Source organism: Herbaspirillum lusitanum P6-12, assembly GCF_000256565.1.
In the GTDB taxonomy this organism is placed as follows: Bacteria; Pseudomonadota; Gammaproteobacteria; order Burkholderiales; family Burkholderiaceae_D; genus Herbaspirillum; species Herbaspirillum lusitanum.
Genome location: NZ_AJHH01000193.1, coordinates 1 through 490, shown reverse-complemented (window position 1 = coordinate 490; position 490 = coordinate 1). Strand labels below are relative to the sequence as shown.

The following is a 490-nucleotide window of genomic DNA, read 5'->3' as shown; positions in this document are numbered from 1 at the left end:
TTATCAGTTATCGAAGATGAACTGCGTGGCCTTGTCGGCGCGCAGGTGTTTCTCGACCCGCTGCAGGGCCATGCTGGTGAGGCTGGTCAGCACCAGGTAGACCAGCGCGACGGCGATATAGACTTCCAGCGAACGGTAGGACACGCTGATGATTTTCTGGCCTTCGTGCATCAGGTCGGCGATGGTCAGCAGCGACACCAGCGCCGAGTTCTTGATCAGCGCGATGAACTCATTGCCCAGCGGCGGAATCATGCGCACGATGGCTTGCGGCAGGATGATGGTGCGCATGGCCTTGCCCGACGACATGCCGAGCGAACGCGCCGCTTCCATCTGGCCCTTGTCGATCGACTGGATGGCGCCACGCACGATCTCCGACACGTAGGCGCCGGAGTAGATGCCCAGGCCCAGTACGCCGCACAGGAAAGCCGGCAGCAGGATGTCGAATTGCGGCAGGCCGAAGAACAGCAGGAACAACTGCACCAGCAGCGGC

1 protein-coding gene is annotated in these 490 nt (G+C 61.6%); it reads right to left on the bottom strand.

From position 1 onward, the window contains the following. Positions 1-3: 3 nt before the first annotated feature. Positions 4-490: amino acid ABC transporter permease (locus HLUSI_RS27315; protein WP_016833230.1), on the bottom strand; the 487-nt coding region annotated here is incomplete at its 5' end.